General features: G+C 65.2%; 19 protein-coding genes and 3 pseudogenes. 10 read left to right on the plus strand and 12 right to left on the minus strand.

Annotated features, from left to right (window positions below; genetic code table 11):
• The 3 genes from P3W97_RS05520 to P3W97_RS05530 form a co-directional block, all read right to left on the minus strand.
• Positions 1-578: FAD-dependent monooxygenase (locus tag P3W97_RS05520; protein ID WP_300844575.1), on the minus strand; the 578-nt coding region annotated here is incomplete at its 3' end.
• A gap of 32 nt (positions 579-610) precedes the next feature.
• Positions 611-1,156, minus strand: coding sequence for a VOC family protein (locus P3W97_RS05525; protein ID WP_300844577.1), 546 nt, complete (start codon positions 1,154-1,156; stop codon positions 611-613).
• A 32-nt stretch (positions 1,157-1,188) separates the two neighbouring features.
• Positions 1,189-2,145, minus strand: coding sequence for an MBL fold metallo-hydrolase (locus P3W97_RS05530; RefSeq protein ID WP_300844580.1), 957 nt, complete (start codon positions 2,143-2,145; stop codon positions 1,189-1,191).
• A 209-nt stretch (positions 2,146-2,354) separates the two neighbouring features.
• On the opposite strand from P3W97_RS05530, the gene P3W97_RS05535 reads away from it, so the two are divergent.
• Positions 2,355-3,149, plus strand: coding sequence for an IclR family transcriptional regulator (locus P3W97_RS05535; protein ID WP_300844581.1), 795 nt, complete (start codon positions 2,355-2,357; stop codon positions 3,147-3,149).
• A gap of 69 nt (positions 3,150-3,218) precedes the next feature.
• Here P3W97_RS05535 and P3W97_RS05540 read toward each other — a convergent pair.
• From P3W97_RS05540 to P3W97_RS05550, 3 genes and pseudogenes are all read right to left on the minus strand, one after another.
• Positions 3,219-3,755, minus strand: a pseudogene (locus tag P3W97_RS05540) (enoyl-CoA hydratase/isomerase family protein); the annotation flags it as partial.
• 33 nt (positions 3,756-3,788) lie between these two features.
• Entirely contained in the window at positions 3,789-4,550 is a 762-nt protein-coding gene (locus P3W97_RS05545; RefSeq protein WP_300844583.1) for a type 1 glutamine amidotransferase, read from the minus strand.
• A 97-nt stretch (positions 4,551-4,647) separates the two neighbouring features.
• The gene (locus P3W97_RS05550; protein WP_300844585.1) at positions 4,648-5,502 is read right to left on the minus strand and encodes a fumarylacetoacetate hydrolase family protein; all 855 of its coding nucleotides are present in this window, start codon (positions 5,500-5,502) and stop codon (positions 4,648-4,650) included.
• Positions 5,503-5,625: 123 nt separating this feature from the next.
• Here P3W97_RS05550 and grpE point away from each other — a divergent pair, with 123 nt between their 5' ends.
• The 4 genes from grpE to P3W97_RS05570 all read left to right on the plus strand — a co-directional run bounded on the left by grpE (position 5,626) and on the right by P3W97_RS05570 (position 10,905).
• Positions 5,626-6,168 carry a nucleotide exchange factor GrpE gene (gene grpE, locus P3W97_RS05555; RefSeq protein WP_300844607.1) on the plus strand — a complete coding sequence of 181 codons (543 nt, stop codon included), beginning with the start codon at positions 5,626-5,628 and terminating at the stop codon, positions 6,166-6,168.
• A 93-nt stretch (positions 6,169-6,261) separates the two neighbouring features.
• Positions 6,262-8,205: a molecular chaperone DnaK gene (gene dnaK, locus P3W97_RS05560; protein ID WP_300844587.1), complete on the plus strand. Its 1,944-nt coding sequence runs from the start codon at positions 6,262-6,264 to the stop codon at positions 8,203-8,205.
• Between the two features lie 92 nt (positions 8,206-8,297).
• Positions 8,298-9,428: a molecular chaperone DnaJ gene (gene dnaJ / locus P3W97_RS05565; RefSeq protein WP_300844589.1), complete on the plus strand. Its 1,131-nt coding sequence runs from the start codon at positions 8,298-8,300 to the stop codon at positions 9,426-9,428.
• 112 nt (positions 9,429-9,540) lie between these two features.
• On the plus strand, positions 9,541-10,905 hold the full coding sequence (locus P3W97_RS05570; RefSeq protein WP_300844593.1) for an MBL fold metallo-hydrolase: 1,365 nt from the start codon (positions 9,541-9,543) through the stop codon (positions 10,903-10,905).
• A 24-nt stretch (positions 10,906-10,929) separates the two neighbouring features.
• Here the strand turns inward: P3W97_RS05570 and P3W97_RS05575 are convergent, their stop codons facing one another.
• A complete protein-coding gene (locus P3W97_RS05575) occupies positions 10,930-12,333 on the minus strand; it encodes a PLP-dependent aminotransferase family protein (RefSeq protein ID WP_300844595.1) in 1,404 nt (467 codons plus the stop codon).
• A gap of 86 nt (positions 12,334-12,419) precedes the next feature.
• Here P3W97_RS05575 and gabT point away from each other — a divergent pair, with 86 nt between their 5' ends.
• The gene (gene gabT, locus P3W97_RS05580; protein ID WP_300844609.1) at positions 12,420-13,700 is read left to right on the plus strand and encodes a 4-aminobutyrate--2-oxoglutarate transaminase; all 1,281 of its coding nucleotides are present in this window, start codon (positions 12,420-12,422) and stop codon (positions 13,698-13,700) included.
• A 3-nt stretch (positions 13,701-13,703) separates the two neighbouring features.
• Here gabT and P3W97_RS05585 read toward each other — a convergent pair whose 3' ends face one another.
• Complete coding sequence (locus tag P3W97_RS05585; RefSeq protein WP_300844611.1) at positions 13,704-14,606, minus strand: LysR substrate-binding domain-containing protein; 903 nt, start codon at positions 14,604-14,606, stop codon at positions 13,704-13,706.
• 166 nt (positions 14,607-14,772) lie between these two features.
• Here P3W97_RS05585 and P3W97_RS05590 point away from each other — a divergent pair, with 166 nt between their 5' ends.
• The 4 genes and pseudogenes from P3W97_RS05590 to P3W97_RS05605 form a co-directional block, all read left to right on the plus strand.
• Positions 14,773-15,957 carry an acyl-CoA dehydrogenase gene (locus tag P3W97_RS05590; RefSeq protein ID WP_300844597.1) on the plus strand — a complete coding sequence of 395 codons (1,185 nt, stop codon included), beginning with the start codon at positions 14,773-14,775 and terminating at the stop codon, positions 15,955-15,957.
• Between the two features lie 16 nt (positions 15,958-15,973).
• Positions 15,974-17,170: a CaiB/BaiF CoA-transferase family protein gene (locus tag P3W97_RS05595; RefSeq protein WP_300844613.1), complete on the plus strand. Its 1,197-nt coding sequence runs from the start codon at positions 15,974-15,976 to the stop codon at positions 17,168-17,170.
• 221 nt (positions 17,171-17,391) lie between these two features.
• A pseudogene (locus P3W97_RS05600) lies at positions 17,392-17,901 on the plus strand (ABC transporter ATP-binding protein); the annotation flags it as partial.
• A gap of 2 nt (positions 17,902-17,903) precedes the next feature.
• A pseudogene (locus P3W97_RS05605) lies at positions 17,904-18,194 on the plus strand (integrase core domain-containing protein); the annotation flags it as partial.
• 548 nt (positions 18,195-18,742) lie between these two features.
• Here P3W97_RS05605 and P3W97_RS05610 read toward each other — a convergent pair.
• The 4 genes from P3W97_RS05610 to P3W97_RS05625 form a co-directional block, all read right to left on the minus strand.
• The gene (locus tag P3W97_RS05610; protein WP_300844600.1) at positions 18,743-21,562 is read right to left on the minus strand and encodes a DUF499 domain-containing protein; all 2,820 of its coding nucleotides are present in this window, start codon (positions 21,560-21,562) and stop codon (positions 18,743-18,745) included.
• On the minus strand, positions 21,559-21,906 hold the full coding sequence (locus P3W97_RS05615) for a DUF86 domain-containing protein (RefSeq protein WP_300844602.1): 348 nt from the start codon (positions 21,904-21,906) through the stop codon (positions 21,559-21,561). Before P3W97_RS05615 ends, P3W97_RS05610 begins: the two co-directional genes overlap by 4 nt.
• Positions 21,903-22,193, minus strand: a complete 291-nt coding sequence (locus P3W97_RS05620; RefSeq protein WP_300844603.1) for a nucleotidyltransferase family protein — start codon at positions 22,191-22,193, stop codon at positions 21,903-21,905. Before P3W97_RS05620 ends, P3W97_RS05615 begins: the two co-directional genes overlap by 4 nt.
• A gap of 15 nt (positions 22,194-22,208) precedes the next feature.
• Positions 22,209-23,162: hypothetical protein (locus P3W97_RS05625; protein WP_300844605.1), on the minus strand; the 954-nt coding region annotated here is incomplete at its 5' end.

Raw genomic sequence — 23,162 nt, forward strand, 5'->3', positions numbered from 1 at the left:
ATCATGCGGCGCGCATCGCTGCTGGCGCCGTCGCAGGCGATCAGCCACGACGCCTCGGTCTTGAAGATGCCGTCGGGCGTCTCGATGGTCAGCACCACGTGATCGGCCTGCGGCTCCAGCGCCAGCACCTTGTGCTTCCAACGCAGGTCCACCAGCGGCGAGGCGTCGCAGGCGCGCACCAGCCGCTCTTCCAGGTAGTACTGCTGCAGGTTGATCATCGCCGGCATCTTGTGGTGGTCCTCCGGCAGCAGGTCAAACTGATAGGCCAGCTCGTCGCGGAAAAACACCTTACCGACCTTCCACTGAATGCCTTGCGCAACCAGATCTTCACCCAGGCCAAGGCGATCCCAAATCTCCAGCGTACGCTTGGCGTAACACACCGCGCGCGAGCCGATGCTGACCGTGTTGTTGTCGTCGAGCACGACGGTGGGGATGCCGCGCGCAGCACAGTCGAGGGCCTGCGTCAGCCCCACGGGGCCGGCACCGATCACGATGACCGGGTGGCGCACCCGCTGGCCGTCGCGCTGCTCGTCGCTTTGCCGGTAGGCGTACTGCGGATAGGTGTAGGTGTGCAGCATGGTCGGTGATCCCCTTTGGCTGATATGCCCACTCAAGCAGCCGCGCCGCGGAACTCGGTTTCGTGCATCCAAGCCGCGTGTTTGGGCGCCCGTTTGGTCTGGGCCCATTCGTCCAGCATCTGCCACTTCACGGCATCGAGCTTCTCGTACATGTCTGGCGTGCCGACATCGGCCGCCAGTTCGATGCGGTGGCCGTTGGGATCGAAAAAATAAATACTTTTGAAAATGGTGTGGTCGGTGATGCCGACGACGGGGATGCCGGCCGACTCTAGCCGCGCCTTGGTCTCCTCCAGGGTCTGGACGCTGTCGACCTTGAAGGCGATGTGTTGCACCCACTCGGGGGTGTTGGGGTCACGCCCCATGGCCGGCGAGTTGGGCAGTTCAAAGAACGCCAGCACATTGCCCTGCCCCGCGTCGAGGAACACATGCATATAGGGGTCCGGCGCCTTGGTGGAGGGCACCTGGTCCTCGGCGATGGCCAGCACGAACTTCATGTTCAAGTGCTTGACGTACCACTCGACGGTTTCCTTGGCGTCCCTACAGCGGTAGGCGACATGGTGGATGCGTTGTATCTGCATGGTCGGTCTCCTCTCGGGTGGCGAAAGCGGTCTCAGCCTTCCAGGGTTTCCCACATCTGGCGGTCGCGCTCGGCGGTCCAGATGCGGGGGTCGGGGTACTGCGTGGCCTCGTCGTAGCAGCGCGTGACGTCAAAGGGCATGCAGTGGTCGAAAATCACCCAGTGACCGTACTTGGGCTTGAGCCGGGCGTAGGTCTCTTGGTAGACGGTGTGCAGGTCCTTGCCCGCGGCCACCCCCTCGCACACGCTGGCGTAGACATCCGAGATGAAGGCCTTGGTGCCGGACAGGCCCGCCTGCACCTGCTCGGGGCTTGTGAGCGCCGCGCCGCGACCGGGCACGAGCTTCTCGGGACGCAGTGCGGCGATGTTGTCCAGCGTCTGCGGCCAGTCGCGGAAATAGGCGTCCCCGGCGTACGGCGTGGCGTCGAACTCCACCAGGTCGCCGCTGAACAGGATTTTTTCCTGCGGCAGCCAGGCCACCGTGTCGCCCTTGGTGTGGCCGCGGCCCAGCTGCAGCAGTTGCACCTCCAGCTTGCCCAGCCAGATCGTCATCCGGCCGGTGAAGGTGATGGTGGGCCAGGTCAGCCCAGGCGGCACCGACTCCACCGCCCGGAACAGGCGCGGAAAACGACCGATCTCGCTGGCCTTGTCCTGCTCGCCGCGCTCGACGATCAGATCGTAGGTGTCCTGGCTGGCGATGATGTGCTCGGGTTGGTAAGCACTGGCGCCCAGCACGCGCACCGCGTGGTAGTGGCTCAGCACCACATACTTGATGGGCTTGTCGGTGACCTCGCGGATGCGGCGGATCACGTCCTGCGCCATCACCGGCGTGGCCTGGGTGTCGATGACCATGACGGCGTTGTCGCCGACAATGACGCCGGTGTTGGGATCGCCCTCGGCGGTGTAGGCATAGGCATGGTCAGACAGCTTGGTGAAACTGACCCGCTTGTCCTGCAGGTCGGCTTGGCTGGCAAAGGCTTTGGTACTCATGGGGGGCTCCGTGGGCGCAGGCCGAAAATTCATCTATACCTAACGCATTTGTCATACAACAAAACGGATGATACCCGGGTTCGTTGTACCATGTCCAACGAATTCGGCTCGGGTAAACCCCAACACTGGCGCACCCGAGCGACCCGGCCGATGACCCAACCATGATGAACATGAATGCACGACACCCCCCAATGACGACGGATGGCGGTATGAGCGACGAGTCCGAGTCGCGCGGACCGCGGGGTATTCAGAGCGTGGAGGTCGGGGGGCAGTTGCTCAAGGCGCTGGTGCGCAGCGGTTCAGCCCTGCCGCTGAAGGACTTGGCGCGCGCTGCGGGCATGGCGGCGGCCAAGGCGCACCCCTATCTGGTCAGCTTTGGCAAGATTGGCCTGATCGAGCAGGACCCGGTCAGCGGCCACTATGGCCTGGGGCCGTTGGCGTTGCAGTTGGGGCTGATCGGACTGCAGCAGGTGGACCCGGTGCGCCTGGCATTGGCCGAGCTGCCCGCACTGGCGCAAGCGGTGGGCTGCACGGTATCGGTCGCGGTGTGGGGGCCGGTGGGGCCGATCATCGTCCATGTGGAGCATGGCCCCACGGCGGTGCACGTGGCCATGCGCCATGGCACCCCGGCGTCGCTGCGCCACACGGGTACAGGAAAAATCTTTGCCGCCTTTGCGCCCCCCGCAGTAGTGAACGAGGCCCTGGCGCGCGAGGGCGAGCTGGACACCTTGCAGGACCCGGACTTCGCGGCCGAGCTGGAGACCATCCGACGCGAGCGCCTGAGCCGGGTGCGCGACGAACTGCTGCCTGGCATCAGCGCAATGGCAGTACCGGTGTTTGACGGTTTTGGCCGCTTGGCCCTGGCCATTGCCGCCATTGGCCCCAGCGCCCTGCTCGACCTGAGCCCCGGCGGTATCCAAGCCCAGGCCTTGCGCACCGCTGCCGAACGGCTGTCGCAACGGCTGGGGGCCATTGGGGGGCTGGTGAGCCGAGCACAGGCTTAGCACCCTTCGAAGCGGGCGCAGGCGCTGCACGGCGGCCTCCAGGTCGGCAGGTTGCACCAGTTCATCCAGGTATCCCAGCGCCAGTAGCTCTGCCGCGCTCAGCGGCTGTGCGGTCAGAAAAAGCCGACGCGCCGCCGGCAGGCCCAGCGTGGCCACGCAACGGCGCATGCCACTGGGGTAGTAGTGCAACCCCAGCGCGGCTGCGGGCATGCGCAGCTCCATCCCCTGCACACCAATGCGAAAGTCGCACGCCAAGGCCAGGTCGGTGGCCCCGCCATAGACACTGCCGGCCAAGGCTGCGACCGTGATTGGGCGCGCCCGGGCCAGCGCGTCGGCCGCGTGGGCAAAGGCATCGACCGCCGCCCCGGCGTCGGCCCCGAATCCACCCAGGTGGAAACCGGCACTGAACACCGGCGCATCCGGCAGCACCCGCGCCTGGAGCACGAGCACCCGGACCGAAGCGTCTCGGTTGGCCGATTCGACATGGCGCACCAACGCGCGCAAATCTTCGTCGTGTAAGCGGTTGCGGTGGCGCGGGCGGTTGAGGGTGATCGTGGCCACGCCGTCGTGGGCCGCATAAAGGGGGCTGGAAGCATCGTCGTGCATGGCACGGGAGTATGCCGCTCCTCGGGCCAGACCCTAGGCAGTGCGCCAGCGCCGCCGCCAGGTGCCATAGATGTGGTCGGCCAGGCGATAGCTCGCGGCTTGGTGCGCGCGGGTGGCAGCGCGCATCGCCGCCGGCGCTTGTACCGTTTCGGGATACGCGTCTACGGCGTCCGGGTAGATTTCACCGGGGTTGGCCAGCCAGCTCTCGATCTTGAGCGGTGTGATCTCGATGTGGAACTGCATCCCCAGATGCGGCCCGAGGGCATAGGCCTGCACGGCGCAGGCGTCCGATGCGGCCAGCACGGCCGCGCCCGGTGGCAGCGCCACCACGCCGTCGTAGTGCCACTGATAGACCACGGCGGCGGACGCCTCGCCCAACCACTCGCGCGCGGCGGCGCTGCCATCGTGGCCAATTGGCAGCCAGCCGATCTCCGGCCTCGGCAGGCGCTGTACCCGCCCGCCCAGGGCACGGGCCATCAACTGGGCACCCAGACAGTGGCCGAGTGTTGGGATGCTTAGCGCGTCGGCCTCGCGGATCAGCGCCTCGGCCTGGCGCAGGCTCGCGCGATCGTCGTTGGCACTCCACTCCCCGCCCAACACCGCCAGCGCCCGGTAGCCGGCCACCGAGGTCGGATATGCCTGCCCGGCCTCGGCACAGAACACGTCCCAGCGCGCGCCTACGGCATCCAGCCATGTGGCCAAATAGCCCGGGGGGTCTTCCAAGGTGTGCTGCAGCACCAGCACGTCGGGGCTGGCCACGCAGGTGGCAGCGGGGTTCAGGAGCGCATCGGTCATGATGGTCTCCATGGTAGCCACCACCCGCCAGCCTGCGGCGGTCGGCAGGAGCCATTGCCCGCACCGCGCGGCGGACCACCCCGGGCTGGGGTGCCGCTCAGACCGGCACGGGCGCCGCGACAATGCGCTGGCGCTGCTCGCCCAACACCGGGCTGCCCAGCGTAACGACGTCCCCCACCTGTAGGTACACCGGCGGACGCTGGCCCATGCCCACTCCGGGGGGCGTGCCGGTCAAAATCACATCACCCGGCAGCAGCCGCATGAAGCGGCTGAGGTAACTGACGATCTGCGCCACACCAAAAATCATGGTGCGGGTGTTGCCCCGCTGGCGCGGCGCCCCGTTGACGTCCAACCACAAGTCCACTGCCTGCGGGTCGGGGATCTCGTCGGCCGTCACCAGCCAGGGGCCCAGGGGACAATGCGTCGGATAGCTCTTGCCCTTGATCCACTGCCCTTCCATCTCGATCTGGTGGGCGCGCTCGGACACGTCGTTGGCCAGGCAGTAGCCGGCAACGTGTTGCAGCGCCGCTTCTGGTGCGACATGCCACGCCGGCTGGCCAATCACCACCGCCATTTCGACCTCCCAATCCAGCTTTTGCGCCCCCGGCGGCAGCCAGACATCGTCGTGCGGACCGACCACCGCCGACGTGTGTTTGCTAAACACGATGGGTTGCTTCGGGATGGGCAGGCCGGCTTCGGCCGCGTGGTCGGCATAATTGAGGCCAATGGCGATCACATTGCCGATCTGCCCCACGCAGGGGCCCAAGCGCTCGGACGGGTCCACCTCGGGCAGCCGGGTGGGGTCGAGCCGCGCCAGTCTGGCCAGGGCGTCCGGCCCGAGCGCGTGCGGGCCCAGTTCCCCGACCACCCCAGACAGGTCGCGCCGCACCCCATGTGCATCCAGCAAACCAGGCCGCTCATTACCGGGCGCTCCATAGCGCAACAGTTTCATCTGCGTGGCTCCTTTCCTATCGATTTTGACACGGATCTTTGCCCCCCCTTGAACCGCCGTCGCACACCCCCATTTGCCCTCTTGGGTGTCGAACGCCCCCGCACAACGACCATGACGACGCACATGACCAACCCCGAAAACCCATCGCCCCTCACCCCAGGCGCCGATGCGCCCGCCTCGTCGTCCGCTGCTCAGGAGACGACTGCGGCCGATCTGCAAGCGGAGCTGAACCAGCTGCGCCAGCGCAACGCGGAGCTCAACGACCAGCTGTTGCGCGCACTGGCCGAGGCCGACAACACCCGCCGACGCGCCGAGGAAGAAATCGCCAAGGTACGTAAATTCGCCGTCGAGTCCTTTGCCGAGAGCCTGCTGCCCGTGGTGGACAGCCTGGAGGCCGGGCTTGCCGTGCAGGAGGCCACACTGCAACAGATCCGCGAGGGGGCTGAAGCAACGCTGCAGCAGTTGCTTTCTGCGCTGGCGCGCCACAAAGTCACACCCATTGCGCCTGCCGCCGGGGAGCGCTTCGATCCGCATCAACATCAGGCCATCAGCGTGGTGCCGGCCAATCAGCCCGCCAACACCGTGGTCAGCACGCTGCAAAAGGGTTACCTGATGGCCGAGCGCGTGCTGCGCCCCGCCTTGGTGACTGTCGCGGCGTCCCAGTGACCGCGCAAGACGGCACTTGAATGGCGAACAGCTACCCCCACATTCCAAAACAGTTTCGTATTCCCTCGATTCAGAACCGATCAGGAGCATCACATGGGCAAGATCATTGGCATCGACCTGGGCACCACCAACTCGTGCGTGGCCATCATGGAGGGCAGCACCCCGAAAGTCATTGAAAATTCCGAAGGCGCACGCACCACGCCCTCGATCGTGGCGTACATGGAAGATGGCGAGATTCTCGTCGGCGCACCAGCCAAACGGCAGGCTGTGACCAATCCGAAGAACACGCTGTTCGCCGTCAAGCGTCTGATCGGCCGCAAGTTCGAGGAAAAAGAGGTCCAGAAGGACATCGATCTGATGCCCTACAAAATCGTCAAGGCCGACAACGGCGACGCCTGGGTGGAAGTGCGTGGCCAGAAGCTCGCCCCGCCGCAGGTCAGCGCCGAGGTGCTGCGCAAAATGAAAAAGACTGCCGAGGACTACCTGGGCGAACCGGTGACCGAGGCCGTCATCACCGTGCCGGCCTACTTCAACGACGCGCAGCGCCAGGCCACCAAAGACGCCGGCCGCATCGCGGGCCTGGAGGTCAAGCGCATCATCAACGAGCCGACTGCCGCGGCGCTGGCTTTCGGCCTGGACAAGGCTGGCAAAGGCGACCGCAAGATCGCCGTTTATGACCTGGGCGGTGGCACCTTCGACATCTCCATCATCGAAATCGCTGACGTCGATGGCGAAAAGCAGTTTGAGGTGCTCTCCACCAACGGCGACACCTTCCTGGGTGGCGAGGACTTCGACCAGCGCATCATCGACTACATCATCACCGAGTTCAAGAAGGAACAGGGTGTCGACCTGACCAAGGACGTGCTGGCGCTGCAGCGCTTGAAGGAGGCGGCCGAGAAGGCCAAGATCGAGCTGTCCAACAGCTCGCAGACCGACATCAACCTGCCCTACATCACGGCCGACGCCACGGGGCCGAAGCACCTGAATATCAAGCTGACCCGCGCCAAGCTGGAAAGCCTGGTCGAAGACCTGATCGAGCGCACCATTGAGCCCTGCCGCGTGGCGATCAAGGACGCCGGCGTCAAGGCCAGCGACATCGACGATGTGATTCTGGTCGGTGGCATGACGCGCATGCCCAAAGTGCAGGAAAAGGTCAAGGAATTCTTCGGCAAGGAGCCGCGCAAGGATGTCAACCCCGATGAGGCGGTGGCGGTCGGAGCGGCCATCCAAGGTTCGGTGCTGTCGGGCGAGCGCAAGGACGTGCTGCTGCTGGACGTGACCCCGCTGTCGCTCGGCATCGAGACGATGGGCGGCGTCATGACCAAGATGATCAAGAAGAACACCACGATTCCGACCAAGTTCAGCCAGGTGTTCTCCACCGCCGAAGACAACCAGCCAGCGGTGACCATCAAGGTCTATCAGGGCGAGCGCGAGATGGCCGCCGGCAACAAGCTGCTGGGTGAGTTCAACCTGGAGGGCATCCCGCCAGCGCCGCGCGGCATTCCGCAGATCGAAGTTACCTTCGACATCGACGCTAACGGCATCCTGCACGTCAGCGCCAAGGACAAAGGCACCGGCAAGGAAAACAAAATCACCATCAAGGCCAATTCGGGTCTGACGGAGGAAGAAATCCAGCGCATGGTCAAGGACGCCGAGCTCAACGCCGCCGAGGACAAGAAAAAGGTCGAGCTGGTGCAGGCCCGCAACCAGGCCGACGCGCTGGTCAGCTCGGTGCGCAAGAGCCTGAAGGACTACGGTGACAAGCTCGACGCTGCCGAGCGCGACCGCATCGAGGCCGCGATCAAGGAGGTCGAAGACGCCGTCAAGGGTGACGACAAGGCCACGATCGAGGCCAAGACCGAGGCCCTGATGAACGCCAGCCAAAAACTGGGCGAGAAGATGTATGCCGACATGCAGGCCTCCCAGGCCGCGGCAGGCGCGCAGGCAGGCGGTGATGGCAGCGCGGGCAGCGGCGCGGCCAAGGGCGGCGCGGACGACATCGTCGACGCCGAAGTCAAGGAGGTCAAGCGCGACTGATCTTGATCTGCGTCGCCGCTTGCATAACCCTCACGCCGCGCATGGGCCTCCCCCCGGCGCGGCTTTCGTGCTCATGACATCCGTGGATCGACATGGCCAAACGTGACTATTACGAAATCCTGGGCGTGGCCCGCAACGCCAGCGATGACGACATCAAAAAGGCGTACCGCAAGCTGGCCATGAAGTACCACCCCGACCGCAACCAAGGTGATGCGGCTAAGGTGGCGGAGGAAAAGTTCAAGGAGGTCAAAGAGGCCTACGAGATGCTCTCCGACCCCCAAAAGCGCGCGGCGTACGACCAGTACGGGCATGCCGGGGTGGACCCCAACATGCGCGCCAGCGGTGCGGGCGCAGACGGCTTTGCGGGCTTTTCCGAAGCGTTTGGCGACATCTTCGGGGACATCTTCGGCGCGCCGCGCGGCGCGCGTGGCCGGCAGGTTTACCGCGGCGCAGACCTGTCCTACGCGATGGAAATCACCCTGGAAGAGGCGGCGCGCGGCAAGGACGCGCAAATTCGCATTCCGAGCTGGGAAGACTGCGACACCTGCCACGGCTCGGGCGCTAAGCCCGGCACCAGCGCCAAGACCTGTCCGACTTGCCACGGCAGCGGCGTGGTGCAGATTCGCCAAGGCTTTTTTAGTGTGCAGCAGACCTGCCCACACTGCCACGGCAGCGGCAAGATCATCCCGGAGCCATGCCCGACCTGTCGCGGCGAAGGCAAGATCAAACGCCACAAGACGCTGGAGATCAAGATCCCAGCTGGCATCGACGACGGCATGCGCATTCGCTCCAGCGGCAATGGCGAGCCCGGACGCAACGGCGGCCCGCCCGGCGACCTGTACATCGAAATCCGCATCCGCAAGCACGACCTGTTCGAGCGCGACGGTGACGATCTGCATGTGCAGGTCCCCATCAGCATCACCACCGCAGCCCTGGGTGGCGAGGTGGATGTACCCACCCTAGATGGCAAAGCCACCATCGACATCCCCGAGGGCACGCAGCACGGCAAGACCTTCCGCCTGCGCGGCCGCGGCATCAAGGGCGTGCGCTCCAGCTACCCCGGGGATTTGTACGCCCACATTGCGGTGGAAACCCCCGTCAAGCTGACCGAACACCAGCGTCGGCTGTTGCGCGAGTTGGACGAATCGCTCAAGAAAAACGGCAACAAACACAGCCCCAACGAAAAAGGCTGGTTCGAGAAGGCGCGCGATTTTTTCTCCTGACCGGACGGGCGGCCCGCGCCCAGGCCGCCTCCGCCTTGCGCGGCTTGCGCCGGCGGCGGGATCGTTGAACCGACCACCCTCCCGTCCACGCGCCGTCCGGTACCATGTGCGCATGGACGTGCGCATTCAATTCCTCGGTGGGGCCGGCACCGTCACCGGCTCCAAGTATCTGGTGCAGCACAACGGCGAGGCACTGTTGGTGGACTGCGGTCTGTTCCAGGGCTACAAAGCGCTGCGGCTGCGCAACCGCAATCCGTTGCCCATCGTGCCAGGGCAGATTCGGGCCGTGGTGCTGACCCACGCCCACATCGACCACAGCGGCCACCTGCCGCTGCTGGTGCGCGAAGGGTTCCACGGCAAGATCTGGTGCACCGCCGGCACGCGCGATCTGTGTGAGATTCTGCTGCCCGACAGTGCCCACCTGCAGGAGGAGGACGCCGCCTTTGCCAACCGGCACGGCTTCTCCCGACACTCGCCCGCCCTGCCCCTGTACACGGTGGACGACGCCATGCGTGCGCTGCGCCATCTGCGTGCGCAGCCGCTATACCAGCCGTTCGAGCCGATACCTGGCTGGCGGGTGCAGTTCTTTGGTGCGGGACATATCTTGGGGGCGTCGTCGGTGCTGATCACGGTCGGCGGACAGCGACTGCTCTTCTCGGGTGACCTGGGCCGAGTGGACGACACGCTGATGTTCCCCCCCGATCCTCCGCCAGCGGCCGATGCGGTGGTAGTCGAGTCCACCTATGGCAACCGGCTGCATCCAGCCGGCAACCTGATCGACGAGCTGGCGCCGCTGCTGGCGCGTGTCGCCGCCCGGGGTGGCACCGCCGTGATTCCGGTTTTTGCGGTGGGGCGGGCGCAGGCAGTGATACATGCGATCGACCAGCTCAAGCGCCAGCAGCGGCTGCCGCGGTCGCTGCCAGTCTATCTGGACAGCCCGATGGCCATACAGGCGACGGCGTTGCTCGCCGAGCATCCGGGGGAGCATCGTCTCAGCGCGGCCCAGGTGCAACACATGACCCACGGGGTGCAAGCGGCCCGCACGCCGGACGAATCCCAGGCCATCGCGCGCCACCACGGCCCCAAGGTGATTCTGGCCGGCAGCGGCATGGCCACCGGCGGCCGGGTGTTGCACCACCTCAAACTCTACCTGGGGGATCACCGACACATGGTCATTCTGACGGGCTATCAAGCGCCGGGCACACGGGGCGATGCGCTGCAACGCGGCGCCCCGACCGTGCGCATCCACGGCCAGGATTGGGCCGTGCAGGCCGAAGTGGCGCTGCTGCAGACCGCTTCGGCCCATGCGGACGCCGACGGGCTCATGGCCTGGTTGCGCGCCATCCCGGGCGAGCCCCGCCGCGTCTTCGTCACCCATGGGGAAGCGGACGCAGCCGACGCCCTGCGCTGTCGCATCGAGCGGGAGCTGCACCGCGCGGCGCTCGTGCCCGAGCACGGCTCCACTTGGGCCGTGTGAGTGCGGATGCGAGGCCGCAGGCGGTCAACGCCCAGCCGCCCCGCCCGTGGCTTCGGACAAGAAGCGCCACAGTGCCTCGTCTGCGCAAAAGGCCACATTGAAGCGCAGCCACGGACTGGGCGACAGATCCAAGCCGAACAGATGGCCCGGCCCGAGCAAAATGTCCTGCTCGGCCGCCTGATAGGCCAGCGTCGAGGCGTTGTCGATCGCAGGGTGGCGCGCCCATAGAAACATACCCGCCGCAGGCTGCGCAAACAGCTCAAAGCCCATGCGCTCCAGCCGCTCGGCGCTGCGCTGGTGTGCATCGGCCAGGCGCTGGCGCAGCACGCGCAGATGCTTGCGCCAGCGGCCATCGATCAGTGCCCCATAGGCCAGGCGCTCCGAAAACTCGGACGATGTCAGCCCGGAGATCATCTTGAGCTGCGCCAAGTCCTCCAGCACATCGGGGTGGGCGGCGACATAGCCAACGCGCAGGTTGGGCGAAATGGTTTTGGAAAAGCTGCCAAGGTGCACCACGCGCTGCAACTGGTCCAGACTGGCAAGCGACGGGCGCGGCTCTGGATCCAGATCGGCGTAGATGTCGTTTTCTACGATGCGCAGTTGGTGGCGTTCGGCCAGTTGCACCACCCGGTGCAGATGGGACAGATGCGCCACGGAGCCCGTGGGGCTTTGCAACCGCGGCTGGGTAAAAAAGACTTTGGGTCGGTGCTCCAGAATACGCGCTTCCAGCGTGGCCAGATCCCAGCCCTGCGGGGTGCGGGGCACGCCGATCAGCCGCGCCCCCAAAAACCGCAGCGAGAACAACAGATTCGGGTAGCCGGGCTGGTCCACCAAGACTGCATCGCCCGGCTGCACCAAGCGCCGCGCCACCAGATCCATCGCCTGGCTGGAGCCGTGCGTCAGCAGCACCTGGTCGCTGCTCAGTACGATCTCCTGCTCGGCCAACAGGTCGCGCACCAGTTGTCGCAGCCCAGTAAAGCCCTTGGGTTCGCCATATCCCCCCAAATCCACCGAATCGCTGGCCAGGGCACGCAGGCTGCGCTTGAGTCCATCACCAAACAGCCAGTCATTGGGCAGCCAACCGCAGCCAGGCTTCAGGCGCAAATTGCGGTTTTCGAACACCCGCCGCAGATACCACATGGAATCGAAGTGATACTGCGGCCCGGATCCGGCCGCCGCTTCGGCCTGACTTTCGCGGCTGCGCACGAAAAAGCCCGAATGGGGTCGCGAGACGAAATACCCCAGCGCCACCAAACGATCATACGCGTCGACCACGGTGTACACGCTCACCCCATGCGCATGCGCAAACTGCCGAATCGACGGCGCTTTGGCCCCAGGCCGTAGTGCGCCAGCACGGATCAGATCGCGAAAACCATCGACGATCTGCAGCACCAGGGGCGTGGGGTGTTGGGGATCCAGGGTGAACATCGGGGCCAATCTGTATCGGGCGTCGGGGCAATACAGTGCATCGGCACTCAAGACGCCTCTGTCTATGTTCTCGGGCCGCTGGACCGATACAGTGCCATCCATCGTGGCGGCCATTCCGACGCGCCGCCCTGCCCGCTGGCCTGGGCCAGACCTACGAGGTCTTTGCCGACCACGCCGAAGGCGCCGAGATCTGGGACGTCGAGGGCCGCCGCTACATCGACTTTGCCGGCGGCATCGCCGTGCTCAATACCGGCCACCGCCACCCCAAGATCGTCGAAGCGGTCAAGGCCCAACTCGACAAGGTGCACCACACCTGCTTCCAGGTGCTGGCCTACGAGCCGTATGTCGAACTGGCCGAGCGCCTCATTACCAAGGCACCGGGCCACTTTCCCAAGAAAGCCTTCTTCCTGTCCACGGGAGCCGAGGCGGTGGAAAACGCCATCAAAATCGCGCGCGCCGCCACCCAGCGCCAGGCGGTGATTGCTTTTGGTGGCGGCTTCCATGGCCGCACCCTGCTGGGCATGGCGCTGACCGGCAAGGTGGCTCCGTACAAAGCGGGCTTTGGCCCCTTCCCGGCCGAGATTTACCATGCCGAATATCCGAATGCGCTGCACGGCATCAGCGTGACCGACGCCCTGCGCTCGGTGGAGCACATTTTCAAATACGATGTGGAGCCACAGCGCGTGGCTGCCATCATCCTGGAGCCGGTGCAAGGCGAAGGCGGCTTCTACGTGGCGCCGCCCGAATTCGCCCAGGCCTTGCGCGCCCTGTGCGATCAGCACGGCATCGTGCTGATCGCCGACGAAGTGCAAACCGGCGCCGGCCGCACCGGCACTTGGCTGGCCTGCGAACAGTGGGGCGTGGCGCCGGACCTCATTACCATGGCCAAGAGCATGGCGGGGGGCTTTCCCCTTTCCGCCGTCATCGGCAAGGCCGAGATCATGGACAAACCGCTGCCCGGCGGCCTGGGCGGCACCTACGCCGGCAACCCGCTGGCCTGCGCCGCTGCGCTGGCCGTGTTGGACGTGTTTGAGGAAGAGCGGCTGCTGGAGCGCTCCCGCGCCGTGGGCGAGCGCCTCAAAGCCGGCCTAACCACCCTGATGGCCCAGCATCCGGAAATCCGCGACGTGCGCGGACTGGGTGCCATGGTGGCCATCGAACTGTTCGACGGCGGCGACCTCAACAAGCCCGCCGCCGAACTCACCAAGCGCATGTGTGCCGAAGCGCTCAAGCGCGGCCTGGTGCTGCTGTCGTGCGGCGTCTATGCCAACGTCATCCGCATCCTGGTGCCCCTGACCGCCAGCGACGCTGTGCTCGATGAGAGCTTGGCCATCATGGGCGAGGCGCTCAGGGCAGCCAGAGGCTGAGGCTCAAGAATTCCTGACGCACTCCCCCACCACCCACGCCCTGAACGCCGCCAGCGCCGGCCGCTCGACCAGTTGCGGCTGCACCAGGTAATACGCCCGCTGCGCTTTCAAGGGTCGCGGGCAGGCCACCACCAATGCGCCGCTGGCCAATTCGGCCTGCACGAGCAGTGTGGGCATGAGGGCTACCCCCAGGCCGGCCATGGCAGCGGCAGCCTGCATGGAAAACAGTTCATATCGGGGACCCGCCATCGCGCGGGGGGCATTCACGCCTTGGGCATCGAACCATTGGCGCCAAGCCTCGGGCCGGGTGGACTGTTGCAACAGCGGCCATTCGGCCAGCGCAGTTGGCTCGATGGGCTGACCCTGGGGCAGCAGGTGTGGGCTGCACACGGGCAGCACGTCCTCGTCCATCAGGTGGGTGGCCTGGGTGCCGGCCCATTGCTGCAGCTGCTGCGGGGTGCCAGCCCACAGGGCAGCGTCGATGCCGGTGTCGGTGAACAGAAAGGGCCGGGTACGGGTTTCCAGATGCACCTGCAAGTCGGGGTGCTGCGCGGCCAGCCGGGGCAGACGGGGAATGAGCCAACGGGTGGCAAAGGTGGGTACGGTGGCCAACGTCAGGCTATCGCCCTGCCCGCGCCGGCCCATCAGGTCCACCGCGTCGCGCTCTAGGGCATCGAGCCGCTGGCGCACCTGGCGGGCATAGTCGGCCCCGGCGGGGGTCAGCGCCATGCCATGCTGGGTGCGCTTGAACAGCGGCACGCCCAAAAACGCCTCCAGCGCTGCCACCTGGCGCGAGACGGCGCCCTGCGTCAGGTTCAGCTCTTGCGCGGCGCGGGTGAAGCTTTGGTGACGGGCGGCCGCCTCGAAACAGTTCAGGGCTTGGGTAGAGGGGAGCTTGCGCTTCATGGTCATGCCTGGGGTCGTCGTACGGCCTGGCGGTCTTGCCGGCAACAGACCAGCACGGCTTTTATTCGATTCGATCATATCTGACCGAAAATTTTTCGTTTGCCAAGCCGGATTCTCCGCCTTAGGATGGGCCTTTTCGCAACCCCTGCAGATGTGAGACATCACCATGGCTTCCCACAACCGCTTTTCCTGGTCCGACCCCTTTGGGCTGGACGATCAGCTCACCGACGACGAGCGCCAGGTGCGCGATGCGGCCCACGCTTACTGCCAAGCGCGCCTGCTGCCCCGCGTGCAGGAAGCCTTCCGCCACGAAAAGACCGACCGCACCATCTTCAACGAGATGGGCGAACTCGGCCTGCTGGGCCCGACCATTCCCGAGCAATACGGCGGCGCGGGCCTGAACTACGTCTGCTATGGCCTGGTCGCGCGCGAGGTGGAGCGTGTGGACAGCGGCTATCGCAGCATGATGAGCGTGCAAAGCTCGCTGGTGATGGTGCCGATTTACGAATTCGGGACCGAAGCGCAGAAGCAAAAGTACCTGCCCAAGCTGGCCACGGGCGAATGGGTCGGCTGCTTTGGCCTGACGGAGCCCAACCACGGCTCCGACCCCGGCAGCATGATCACCCGCGCCAAAAAGGTGCCTGGCGGTTATGCCTTGAGCGGCGCCAAGATGTGGATCACCAACGCGCCCATTGCCGACGTATTCGTCGTCTGGGCCAAGGACGATGAAGGGCAGATCCGCGGCTTCATTCTGGAAAAGGGCTGGAAAGGCCTGAGCGCGCCCGCCGTGCATGGGAAGGTGGGACTGCGCACCTCCATCACCGGCGAGATCGTGATGGACGAGGTGTTCTGCCCCGAAGAGAACGCCTTCCCCGATATTCGCGGTCTCAAAGGCCCCTTCACCTGCTTGAACAGTGCGCGCTACGGTATCGCCTGGGGGGCGCTGGGCGCAGCAGAGGACTGCTATTTCCGCGCGCGCCAGTATGTGCTGGATCGGCAGCAGTTTGGCCGCCCGCTCGCGGCCAATCAGCTCATCCAGAAAAAACTGGCCGACATGCTGACCGAAATCAGCCTGGGCCTGCAAGGCTGTCTGCGCCTTGGCCGCATGAAAGACGAAGGCAGCGCGGCGGTGGAGATCACCTCCATTCTCAAACGCAACAGCTGCGGCAAGGCGCTCGACATCGCCCGCATGGCCCGCGACATGATGGGCGGCAACGGCATCAGCGACGAATACGGCGTGGCGCGCCACCTGGTGAACCTGGAAGTGGTCAACACCTACGAGGGCACGCACGATATCCACGCCCTCATTCTGGGCCGTGCCATCACCGGCATTGCCGCGTTCTCCAACTGAGCCCCAGATGCCCAACATGGCCTTGCCCGACCCTCGCCCCCCTGCCCCGTCCCCGCGCCCGCTGGAAGGCGTCAAGGTGCTGGACCTGTCGCGTGTGCTGGCCGGCCCATGGGCCAGCCAAATCCTGGCCGACTACGGGGCCGACGTGATCAAGGTGGAGCGCCCGGGCAGCGGCGACGACACCCGCGCCTGGGGACCGCCCTGGTGGTCGCCCGACCCGGCGCAAGGCAATGAGCGCATAGCCGCCTACTTCATCTGTGCCAACCGGGGCAAGCGTTCCGTCGCCATCGACATCGCCAGCCCCGAAGGCATCCAACGGGTGCGCGAACTGGCCCGCGAGGCCGACGTGCTGATCGAGAACTACAAAGTCGGCCAACTGGCCAAATACGGCCTGGACGCACACAACCTGCAAGCCCTCAACCCGCGGCTGATCTACTGCTCCATCACCGGCTACGGGCAGACCGGGCCGCTTTCGCACAAGGCGGGATACGACTTTGCCATCCAGGCCGAAGGTGGGCTGATGAGCATCACCGGCGAACCCGACGGCGAGCCGCAGAAGGTGGGCGTGGCTGTCACGGACCTGATGACAGGGGTGTACGCGGCCACCGCCATCTTGGCTGCGCTGCATGAGCGCCAGCGCACCGGCCGCGGGCGGGTACTGGATGTGTCTCTGTTCGATGTACAGGTGGCCATGCTGGCCAATCAGGCCAGCAACCAGCTCATCGGCCAGCGCACACCCCGGCGCATGGGCAACGCCCATCCCAACATCGTGCCCTATCAGGCGTTCCCCACCCGCGACGGACACCTGGTGCTGGCCGTGGGCAACGATGCGCAGTTCCGGCGCTTTTGCGAGGTGGCCGGCTACCCCGAGGTGGCCCGCGATGCGCGCTTTGCCACCAACCCCGCGCGGGTGGAGCACCGCGGCCTCTTGGTGCCGCAGATCGCCGAATGGACCCGCACACGCGAGACGGCCGATTGGGTGCGACAACTGGATGCGGCTGGTGTGCCTTGCGCGCCGATCCACGACATTGGGCAGGTGATGGCCCATCCGCATGTGCAGGCGCGCGGCATGGTGTTGCCCGCTGCACCCGACCGCCCTCCGATGGTGGCGCATCCAGTGCTCTTCGATGGCCAGCGACCCACGGCGCAGCGTCCGCCCCCGGCGCTGAACGCGGATCGCGCGGTGTGGGCAGATGGTGCCATCGGGCGCTGAGCGCGGCATGCCGGCAGACGGTGCGCCCCATGGGGGCATGGCCACGGCGTCATGCACCATCAGTCAGCACGTTACCGTCATAACCGGCCTCCACGCACCATAGGGGTTTCCCTGTAGTGGAGGCAGCAGCAGCACAGCCGGGCTGGCGAGCGGCCCCAACGGTATCGGCGGCGGGGTCCATTGCCCGGTAGATTCGCGTCAGTGGTACTTGACAAAGACCGATGACGACAAAAGACCCCCTGGTCACTTTCTCTGGCGTTCAGAAGACCTATGATGGCGAGCACCTGGTGGTGCGCGACCTACACCTCGACATTCAAGCAGGAGAGTTCCTCTCGCTGCTGGGGCCGTCCGGCTCAGGAAAGACCACCACGCTGATGATGCTGGCCGGTTTCGAAACCCCCACGGCGGGCGAAATCCGACTACGCGGGCGAGACATCACCCACACCCCGCCGCACAGGCGACACTTTGGGATGGTGTTCCAAAACTACGCGCTCTTCCCCCACATGACGGTTGGGGACAATATCGCTTATCCCCTGACCGTGCGCCGTATGCCGCGCGCGGAGCGCGAAGCCAAGGTCAAGCGCGCGCTGGACATGGTGCAGATGGGGCGCATGACGGACCGTTACCCGGCGCAACTGTCCGGCGGGCAGCAGCAGCGCGTGGCCCTGACCCGTGCACTGGTCTTCGACCCCCAGCTCGTGTTGATGGACGAGCCGTTGGGCGCGCTCGACGCATGGACATCGCCGTGGATCACGGCATCGGCGGCGAGTATGTCACGCGCGTGCTGATTCAGGCGGCCCGCTTCCGCGGCTACCCGCAGTCCGTGCGAACCGACCAAGGGCCGGAGTTCACCAGCCGGGCGTTCCTGGCCTGGGCCACTGCAAAAGGCGTGCGGTACATCCTCAACCAGCCTGGCAAGCCGACGCAAAACGCCTACATCGGGAGCTTCAATGGCAAGTTGCGCGACGAGTGCCTGAATGAGCACTGCTTCCAGACATGGGCGCAGGCGCGCCACGAGATCGCATAGTGGCGGATCGACTTCCATGAGGGGCGACCCCACGCGAGCTGCGGCCGCATCCCTGCGGCACGACTCGCCTCGCTGCATCGCCAGCCGGCTGATCGCGCAGCCTGCGTGACCCGCAGGACCCAACAGAAAAGCTTATCAACCCCGCGCAGATGTTCCAAACCGGTGGTATGCAAAACGGGGGCAGGTCAATTTCACCCGCCCAGTCCTCATTGAGGATCGGAAAGCGGCCATCGGCGGTTCTGGCGTCCATGGCGACGGGGGTGACTGGCATCGCATTGCCTCCACTCGGGCACCCGACAAGGCGGGGCGCGCGCATCTCGAACAACGTTGGATTACGCTCGATGCCGATATGCTTTCTCCTAATCCGTGTCGATGCTACCGGTTGCCTTGTAGGTCGGGCTTCAGCCCGACACCCAAGCCATCGGATTGAAGTCCGACCTACACCGGGTTGGTCGAGATCGACACGGATTCAGGAACTACGCCTTGGCATCAAAGCGCTTAAAAGCCGAGGGTCCTTCGACGCACTGATCTCATCATCTGGCAACTCAATTCTCCGTCACCTGGTCATCCAGCCCCAGTTCCCGCAAAGCATTCTGCGTCTCCTCCAGGGACTGCTTCGAGAGGCCATCCGATGGGCTAACCTCGACCGAAATGGTGAGCTTCAAGCCTGGGGTAGCGGCAAAGCGCGAGAGCACCTTGGTGTAGAAGTTCATCCATTTCTGTGGAGGCACTTCGCCAGACCATCGGATGCCGGCAATCTTCGCCCACCCGGGAACAGGCGGGGTCGGCGCCGATCGGAGTTCGCTCGGTGTCCCACCTGGTTCCGCGCTGCCACTTGTCCCTGTTCCAACGCCCGTGCCGCCGCCTTGCACGGGAACCCCCGCCAGCGGTGGTGGGGTTCGAGCATCCAGGTAGGCCCGTGCCACTTCAGCCGTGATGACGAACATGTCATCGGAGAATTCGATGTCGGTGAGGCTCACGCCCCGATTGAATACAAACGGCTGATACGAGCCTGCGGCGTCTTTGCCCACGTAGGCCAGTATTCCACTTTCGACACCGCGCGCGATGGTTTCCTTGATGGCTTCCGCATTCAACAAGCGCGGAAAAACCGGCGACGCGTAGAACGCATCACGCACCGACTTGGTTGCCCATTCCTTGAAAGCGGGCGGCCAGTTTCGCACCAAGAAGTTCGGGCTCACGCCCTTCTCCACGTCGCCATCGGCAGACAGCCGGTTGAGGATGTTGGAGATAGGGGTATCCGCTGCGCTGGAATGGACGAGCCCGAGATCGACCATCTTCACCGAATTGTCCTTGGCCAGCAGGAACAGGTGCTTGTAGGCCCGCCAGATGGACTCCTTCAGGTCCCGTTTGGCCTTGTGGATGTTCTCGGCGAGCTGCTTCTTCTGCGCCTCATCGAGCTTGAGATCATCCGCCTCGTCTTGAATCGCCTGCCAGGCCAGAATCTTCCGTGCCTCTTCCCGCATGGGCTGAGCGGAATCCGGCACCACCCAGATCAACGCGCTCTTGAACGTCCGCGCCGCCGTGCCACATTCCCTGATCATCTGCTCCGCGAACTGGCGGGTCGACTTCTCGTCTTCCATCGTCCGGTCAAGGTCGGCGACGAGGACGCTGAGCACAGGCCGGTCGGGGATCTGAATGCTCTTCTCGGGGAAGAACACCCGCTCGACAAACTGCTTCGGCGCGAAGATCTTCTGTATCTCCCGTTTGACCTCTTCGTCGACTTGCGGACCCTGCACGGTCGCCCGCCGATCGGCAAAGCGCTTGTTCAGGTTTTCCTTCAGGCTGAACTTGTAGCGGGTCTTCTCGACATTCAGGTAATAGCAGGCGTCGGCGAGCCCCTCCAAAACGGTCTCGATGTTGCCGATGTCGCTTTCGGGCTGGCCCACGGCAAGCCGAATTTCCGGGACGCTGGCCTCCTGCGCCTGATCGCCCACCTGTCCGCCGTTGGACTCGAAGAAGATCGTGGTGGCCACCTTGCGGTGAAGCCTGGCCTTCTTGATCGCGTCACAGGCCTCGGCATCGAGCCGCACGGCGTGGGCGTCTTTCTTGCCGGCGATATCCGTGGTGACGGCCGCCTCCAGTCTGGTTTCACCCAGTTGCTCGAACACGGCGGCACGGAACATGGGGTCGTCCAGCGGCGCCGTTCCCAGCGTGATCAAGGGATCGCGCTGCGCCCCCTTGTAGCCCTCCTGGTAGGCCCTGGACACCCACAGGGCCAGCAGGCGCAGGACGCCGCGCGTTTGTTGGAAGCGGGGCAGGGTCTGCCACTTCCGCTCGAAGACGGAGATCACCATCGGATGGAACGGGTAGGTTGCGCGGAATTCGTCGCGCGCCAGGTCCGGATTGATCAGATTCGGCAACTGCAGTCGATTCTCCTGAATCCAGTCGGCATAGGCCCGACAGGTTTCCTCGGCGTCCTTGTCGAGGATCACCCGGCCATCCGGGGTCACGGCCTGATCCATCCATTCGAACAGCCGGCGGCGGATGATCTCGGCGGCCTCCGATTCCACCGACACGATCACCGCCTTGCCCAGCCGATCCAGGAGGTTCTTCAAGCGCTGCTGATCCGCTTCATCCTTGTCCGTGTAGGAGAGTTCCGAGGCCGGGATCGAGCCCACCAGCACCGCGTTGTGGCGCCCGCGAACCGTCTCGGAGAGCGCCTGGATGAAGTTGTAGAGCTTGTTGTGCCAACCCCGGTCGCGGTAGGTGCTGATGTAGTTCAGCACCTCGTCCATGAGGATCAGGCAGGGCGAGTCCTTCGGCAGGAACTTCTCGATCACATCGCCCTTGGGTTCGATGAACTCCGCGTCGTGCTGGGCGACATGGGCAAAGGATTCCTCCCCTCCCAATTGCCAGGCGAGCTCGCCCCAGGGGGTTCTGCGCCGCGGCGTACCATCGATGCCGCCGCGGCCGGTAACGGAATCGAACTCCGTGCCGACGAACACTGCCACCGCGCAGTGGTCGGGGATGGTCTGAATGCCCGCCCGCTGCAGAATCTTGGTGACACCGCGCCAGCCGTTGCCGGCCGAACCATGCCGCGCCAAGTGATAGAGCATGGTCAGCGCGTGGGTCTTTCCGCCACCGAACTGCGTGGTCATGTTGAACACCGCGCTCGTTTCGGTGGTGATGCCGGAGAGCCTTCGCATCACTTCCGCACCCAGGCCCGTCAGGTTCTCGGTCAGGAACGTCCGGTCGAAGAAGGTTGCGGCGTCACGATAATCCTTGGGCGCGGTGCCCAGCCGCACCTTGTCCAGATGAACGGCGAATTCGGAGGCATCGAGCGGCTTGCCCTCGCGCAAGTCTTCGCGCGGCTTCACTACGTCATACCAGGGTTTGAGTTTCACTGCGCCTGCCCTTCCATTTTCTTCAACAGCGCCTGCACCGCGGCCTTGAGTGGCTGGAGGTCACGCGACACCACCTCCCACACGCGCCGCCAGTTCACGTCGAAATAGGCGTGGATCAGGATGTTGCGCGTGCCGACGATCTGCTTCCAGGGAATGTCCGGCGCCTTGTCCCGAGTCTCGTCGGAGAGCTTGGCCGCCGCCTCGCCGATGATCTCCAGATGCCGCAGGCACCAGACGCGCACCAGTTCATCCCCGTCGAACGCTTGCCACGTTGCCGGCAGGTGCCGTTCGACCGCCTCGATGGCTTCCAGAATGTCGAGCAGCCGTTCCTCGTCCAGTCTCATAGCGGCACGGCCTCCTTCAGCACGCGGTCCCGGAAACGCGGACGCATGGCATCGCCGTCCACCACATCCACCTGGCAGCCGAGCAGATCCTGCAAGTCCATGAGCAGGCCCCCGTGATCCAGCAGGCTACGCTCCGGCTCGAAGTGCACCAGAAAATCCACGTCGCTTTGCGGCCCGGCGTCGCCGCGCGCCACCGAACCGAAGACCTGCACGTCGCGCGCCCCCCATTGCCGCGCCAGGCGCAGAATGTCTTCTCTCTTCGCTTTCAGTGTTTCCATCGTCACCATCACTTCACCCCAGCCTCACAACCCCAAGCCTTTCTTGCGCGCCAGCACACCGTCCACCCAGCGCTTTTCGCTGGTCGAAGACGGATACAGCGCGGAAAGCGCCTGTGCCAGCCGCCAGAAGCGTTGATCCCGCCCGGCGCCGTCCTCGACCAGAAATCGCTTCAGGGCCTCGCCGCGCCCGGCGGCAAACAGGATCATGGCCTGGTGCACCCGGTCCAGCGTGGTCTCGCCCATCTTCGCCACGGTCTTTTCGCTCCACGCCGTCTCGTCGGGACTGACTTTTGTCAGCTCGCCGAACAGGTCCATCTGGGCGGCCTTCTTCTTCCGCCCACCGGTCGGCGCATCGGCCTCTTGCTTGCCGAAAAGGTACTGGGTGCGTTCGGCAACCGGCAGCAGACGGGCGCTCTCCCCGCAGACCTCGACGACATGATCCAGGTCTTCCAGATGGGCGCCCAAGCCCTGGGCGATCTTGCGCGCAGCGTCGTATTCGAGCACGAAGCCGCCCTTGGCCCGGGCAGCCTTGCCCTTGGTTTCCTCTTCTTCGTCGGCCTCCTCCGCTTCGGCCGGCGATTCGTCTCCATGCGCCGCGCCTGCGTTCAACGTCCATAGCCACATGGCGGTGAGCCGCGCATCGGGCTCGAATCCGGCGGTATCGGCGTCCTTGAACACCTGGGCCAGCGCCTCCTTCGCCACGGCCGCCCAGACCTGCTCCAGGTATTCGCGCAGCGTCACTACCTCGCCGCTGGCCTTCTCCACCCGCGAATAGCGGGAGAAGATTTCCAGCGCCGGTCCCAGGCAGGCGAAGATGGCGTCCGCGCCGACCACGCCTTCCTCGGCGAGGCGCGGCATCCATTCGTGGATGCGGCGGGGAAGTTCGGCGAGGACGTCACGCCATTCGCCCACATCGCCGGTTCGCAGCGAGCCGTCGGGGTTTTCGCGCGGGCGGACGACGATGTGGACGCTGGAAGC

This window comes from Tepidimonas sp. (genome assembly GCF_029335975.1).
In the GTDB taxonomy this organism is placed as follows: domain Bacteria; phylum Pseudomonadota; class Gammaproteobacteria; order Burkholderiales; family Burkholderiaceae_C; genus Tepidimonas.

Excerpts from the sequence above, each read along its gene's own strand:
- P3W97_RS05525 (WP_300844577.1), bottom strand. The coding sequence starts at position 1,156 with ATGCAGATACAACGCATCCACCATGTCGCCTACCGCTGTAGGGACGCC.
- P3W97_RS05530 (WP_300844580.1), bottom strand. The coding sequence starts at position 2,145 with ATGAGTACCAAAGCCTTTGCCAGCCAAGCCGACCTGCAGGACAAGCGG.
- P3W97_RS05535 (WP_300844581.1), top strand. The coding sequence starts at position 2,355 with ATGAGCGACGAGTCCGAGTCGCGCGGACCGCGGGGTATTCAGAGCGTG.
- P3W97_RS05545 (WP_300844583.1), bottom strand. The coding sequence starts at position 4,550 with ATGACCGATGCGCTCCTGAACCCCGCTGCCACCTGCGTGGCCAGCCCC.
- P3W97_RS05550 (WP_300844585.1), bottom strand. The coding sequence starts at position 5,502 with ATGAAACTGTTGCGCTATGGAGCGCCCGGTAATGAGCGGCCTGGTTTG.
- grpE (WP_300844607.1), top strand. The coding sequence starts at position 5,626 with ATGACCAACCCCGAAAACCCATCGCCCCTCACCCCAGGCGCCGATGCG.
- dnaK (WP_300844587.1), top strand. The coding sequence starts at position 6,262 with ATGGGCAAGATCATTGGCATCGACCTGGGCACCACCAACTCGTGCGTG.
- dnaJ (WP_300844589.1), top strand. The coding sequence starts at position 8,298 with ATGGCCAAACGTGACTATTACGAAATCCTGGGCGTGGCCCGCAACGCC.
- P3W97_RS05570 (WP_300844593.1), top strand. The coding sequence starts at position 9,541 with ATGGACGTGCGCATTCAATTCCTCGGTGGGGCCGGCACCGTCACCGGC.
- P3W97_RS05575 (WP_300844595.1), bottom strand. The coding sequence starts at position 12,333 with ATGTTCACCCTGGATCCCCAACACCCCACGCCCCTGGTGCTGCAGATC.
- P3W97_RS05585 (WP_300844611.1), bottom strand. The coding sequence starts at position 14,606 with ATGAAGCGCAAGCTCCCCTCTACCCAAGCCCTGAACTGTTTCGAGGCG.
- P3W97_RS05590 (WP_300844597.1), top strand. The coding sequence starts at position 14,773 with ATGGCTTCCCACAACCGCTTTTCCTGGTCCGACCCCTTTGGGCTGGAC.
- P3W97_RS05595 (WP_300844613.1), top strand. The coding sequence starts at position 15,974 with ATGGCCTTGCCCGACCCTCGCCCCCCTGCCCCGTCCCCGCGCCCGCTG.
- P3W97_RS05615 (WP_300844602.1), bottom strand. The coding sequence starts at position 21,906 with ATGAGACTGGACGAGGAACGGCTGCTCGACATTCTGGAAGCCATCGAG.
- P3W97_RS05620 (WP_300844603.1), bottom strand. The coding sequence starts at position 22,193 with ATGGTGACGATGGAAACACTGAAAGCGAAGAGAGAAGACATTCTGCGC.